Here is a 3727-nt window from a genome sequence, read left to right as displayed (position 1 = left end):
CGCTGAAAACATGCGAGGGAAAGTTGGAACATGGGTCAATTCTCAATGGAAATATCAGGCAACGCCGGGTCAGTTCTCAGTGGCAATCAACAGCCATCGGTTAAGAAGACAAGAAACCACATTGAAATATCCCCTCCAGGGGGATAGGAAAATCGTCATGACAGAACATCAACACGAATCCCATCCAGACATCGCCAAGCGCCTCAAACGCGCCGAAGGCCACCTGAAAAGCGTGATCGCCATGATCGAGGCCGGCAGGCCATGCCTCGACATCGCCCAGCAGCTTCATGCGGTGGAGAAGGCGGTGGAAAACGCCAAGCGGACGCTGATCCAGGATCATCTCGATCACTGCCTTGACGAGACCGTTGGCGCGCTAGATCTCCAGCAGCGCAAGTCGATCGACGACTTTAAGGCGATCACCAAATATCTGTGAGGGAGCCGCCATGCTGGACGTTTTAGCCAATCGAACCTACCGACATTTATTCCTGGCGCAGGTGATTGCGCTGGTTGGAACGGGGCTCGCGACCGTGGCGCTCGGATTGCTGGCCTATGACCTGGCCGGAGACCGGGCGGGCGCTGTGCTCGGAACGGCACTTGCCATAAAGATGACCGCCTATGTCGCGGTCGCACCGATGGCAGGCGCTTTTGCCGAAGTCCTGCCACGCCGTGCCATGCTGGTCAGCCTCGATCTTGTGCGGGCGGCTGTGGCGCTGTGTCTACCCTTCGTCACCGAGATCTGGCAGGTCTATGTGCTGATCTTCGTTCTCCAGTCGGCATCCGCTGCGTTCACCCCGGCTTTCCAGGCAACCATTCCTGATGTCTTGCCAGATGAGAAGGAATACACCCGCGCCCTGTCACTTTCGCGGCTCGCCTACGATCTGGAGAGCCTTGTCAGCCCAATGCTGGCGGCGGCGCTGCTGACGGTCATTCCCTTCTATTCGCTCTTTGCCGGCACCGTCATGGGCTTCCTGATTTCTGCGGCCCTGGTCGTATCCGTCGCGCTGCCGAACCATCCTGCAAAGGAGCGCCGAAGCATCTATGCGCGCGCGACCCGCGGCCTTCGCCTCTATCTGGCGACACCACGACTGCGCGGCCTGCTTGCCCTTTGCCTGACAGTTTCGGCTGCGGGCGCCATGGTCATCGTCAACACCGTCGTCTTCGTTCAGGCGGATCTGGGGCTCTCCCAGACCGACACCGCCCTTGCACTCGCCGCTTTCGGATGCGGCTCCATGATCGCCGCCCTTTCCTTACCGAGGCTTTTGGATCGGATTGCAAACAGGCCGGTGATGTTGTCCGGAGCGACGATCCTGATTGCCGGATTGGTTCTGACGGTCTTCGTCAGCGACTACACGGTGCTTCTGGCGGTGTGGCTGGTGATGGGATTGGGCTACTCGATCGTGCAGACACCATCCGGCCGATTATTGCGCCGGTCTACGCATGCGGAGGATCGCCCGGCCTTGTTCGCCGCCCATTTCGCCTTGTCGCATGCCGCCTGGTTGCTGACCTATCCGCTCGCCGGATGGCTAGGCGCGGCAATAGGCTTGCCTTTGACAGCAATCATTCTTGCCATCATCGCCGGGCTTGGCCTTATCTGTGCAGTCTGGCTCTGGCGGGCCTCTGACGAAGTGGAGATCGAGCACAGCCACGAAGATCTGGCGGAGAACGATCCGCATCTAATGGAGGGGCATCACCGCCATGGACATCGACACAGCCACGCCTTCATGATTGATCGCCTGCATCCGGAATGGCCGCGTGAGCACTGAGTTCGCAGCCTATTTCGGTCTGTTCAGCGCCGCATTCCTGGCGGCGACCATTCTGCCAGCACAGTCGGAGGCGGTACTGGCGCTGTTGATCCTTGCCGATCGCCATCCACTTGCCGCCCTGATCGGTATCGCCAGCTTCGGCAATGTGCTGGGCTCCGTGGTGAATTGGATGCTCGGTCGGGGGATCGAACACTATCGCGACCGTCGATGGTTCCCGGTTTCGGCGGAAAAGCTCGACAAAGCTGAGGGCTGGTATCGGCGCTATGGAAAATGGTCCCTGCTAGCAAGCTGGGTTCCTATCATCGGCGATCCGATCACCGTCATCGCAGGTGTGTTGCGGGTTCCGTTCCTGATATTCCTCACGCTCGTCGCCATCGCCAAGGTCGGCCGCTATCTGGTGCTGGCCTGGGTGACGCTCAAGGTGGCCTGACCATGCTGACCTGGCTCTTGGATTATCAGAAAGAGACGTATCTCGCATTCGGCAAGCACATAAGCACTTTCGCAAACGGCGGCGGTTCGGCCGCTTTCCTTGCGTTTCTGCCGATGGGTCTCCTTCTGGGGGCTGTCCATGCGCTCATGCCGGGCCACAGCAAGTTGCTGATGGCAACCTATGTTGTGGGCTCAAGGGAAGACCTGTGGAGCGCGCTGCTCACCGCCATCGTCCTGGCGACCACGCATATCACCATCTCGGTCCTGATCGTCCTTCTGTCCTTGCCGGTGATTGACTACATGTTCGGCGGTTCCAGACCGGGATCGTGTGGACCATGACGATGAACGAGTGGCGTGCACGGGGCGGGCAAAAACTGCCACCTTACCGAATCGATATGTTTGGTGAGAGTGAGGAGTGTGTTTCGGCGTCCAATATCGGGTCTGACTCATTCTCGATGATTTTTCGGATTCTACTGGCCTGGTTCTTGAAGGAGAATCAGCGCCATGAGTGCCTATTTTCAGCCTTCCGATTTATTCCCTGCCGAGTTGGAGGTGGAGGCGGTGCATCACAGACCCGATGTGATCGTTGTCACCGCACATGGTCAGTCCCGAGGTTGCAGGTGTCCCGAATGCGGCACGACCTCCCATCGTGTTCATAGTCGCTATCCTCGGATTATCACCGATCTGCCGTGTGCGGGCCGGAGGATCAAATTGCACCTGACGGTCCGACGCTTCATCTGCAATGTCGTCCATTGCCGCCGAAAGATTTTCGCCGAACGTTTCGGTGATGGCGTGATCCGACCCATGGCCCGCCGGACTGCACGCCTAGAGACCTTAGTCCACCATCTCGCTTTGGCATTGGGTGGCCGGCCAGCAGCACGGTTCGCAGATCGTCTCGGTTTACCGGTTAGCAATGACACGCTGCTTCGAACCGTTCGCCGATATGATCGCCCGCCACCACCGCCGCCAAGCGTCATCGGCATTGATGACTGGGCGTGGCGTCGCAATCACCGATATGGCACGATCATCTGCGATCTGGAACGGCGAAAGACGATCGCGTTGCTGCCTGACCGAGAACCCTCGACCACAAAGGCCTGGCTGGTCGAGCAGCCGCAAATCGAAATCGTGGCAAGAGACCGTGGCGGCGGGTATGCGCAGGCCGCTGCACAAGCCCTACCACACGCCGAACAGGTCGCCGACCGCTGGCATCTGATGGAAAACGCTAGCCACGCCTTTCTTGATGCCGTTCGCAAGTCGATGCGGGAGGTCCGCGTGGCAGTCGGTACAGCAACTGTAAATCCTAAGCTTCTGACTGCTGCCGAGCGCCTGCAATATGAGGGATATCTGAGACGTGAAGAGACGAACTCTGTCATTCGTGGACTCGTCGGCGAAGGCGTGTCTATCAAGGAGATCGTGCGCAGAACCGGGCACAGCCGAAAGTGAACCGCGCCGGATTTACCGGAGACCGTTTGGTTTAAGTTATGCGGCCATGGCCGGCTCGTCCAGCATGGCATAGTATCGTTCTTCTGCCTCGG

4 protein-coding genes and 1 pseudogene are annotated in these 3727 nt (G+C 59.0%); all 5 read left to right on the top strand.

Translation table 11 applies throughout. The annotated features are described in order from the left end of the window. Positions 1–157 precede the first annotated feature (157 nt). Positions 158–433 (top strand): metal-sensing transcriptional repressor, encoded by a 276-nt coding sequence (locus GGQ66_RS22790; RefSeq protein ID WP_183796013.1) that lies wholly within the window; start codon positions 158–160, stop codon positions 431–433. A 10-nt stretch (positions 434–443) separates the two neighbouring features. Then, the gene (locus GGQ66_RS22785) at positions 444–1763 is read left to right on the top strand and encodes an MFS transporter (RefSeq protein WP_183796011.1); all 1320 of its coding nucleotides are present in this window, start codon (positions 444–446) and stop codon (positions 1761–1763) included. Beyond that, a complete protein-coding gene (locus GGQ66_RS22780) occupies positions 1753–2193 on the top strand; it encodes a YqaA family protein (RefSeq protein ID WP_183796009.1) in 441 nt (146 codons plus the stop codon). Before GGQ66_RS22785 ends, GGQ66_RS22780 begins: the two co-directional genes overlap by 11 nt. A 2-nt stretch (positions 2194–2195) precedes the next feature. Further along, positions 2196–2531 (top strand): sulfite exporter TauE/SafE family protein, encoded by a 336-nt coding sequence (locus GGQ66_RS22775; RefSeq protein WP_183796008.1) that lies wholly within the window; start codon positions 2196–2198, stop codon positions 2529–2531. 165 nt (positions 2532–2696) lie between these two features. Next, positions 2697–3632: pseudogene (locus GGQ66_RS22770) on the top strand (ISL3 family transposase); the annotation flags it as partial. Positions 3633–3727: the final 95 nt, after the last annotated feature.

Source organism: Allorhizobium borbori, assembly GCF_014196535.1.
Classification (GTDB): Bacteria; Pseudomonadota; Alphaproteobacteria; order Rhizobiales; family Rhizobiaceae; genus Ectorhizobium; species Ectorhizobium borbori.
This window is presented reverse-complemented; position numbering and strand designations above follow the sequence as displayed.

Coding starts and splice junctions, on each gene's coding strand:
- GGQ66_RS22785 (WP_183796011.1), top strand. CDS start 444: ATGCTGGACGTTTTAGCCAATCGAACCTACCGACATTTATTCCTGGCG.
- GGQ66_RS22790 (WP_183796013.1), top strand. CDS start 158: ATGACAGAACATCAACACGAATCCCATCCAGACATCGCCAAGCGCCTC.
- GGQ66_RS22775 (WP_183796008.1), top strand. CDS start 2,196: ATGCTGACCTGGCTCTTGGATTATCAGAAAGAGACGTATCTCGCATTC.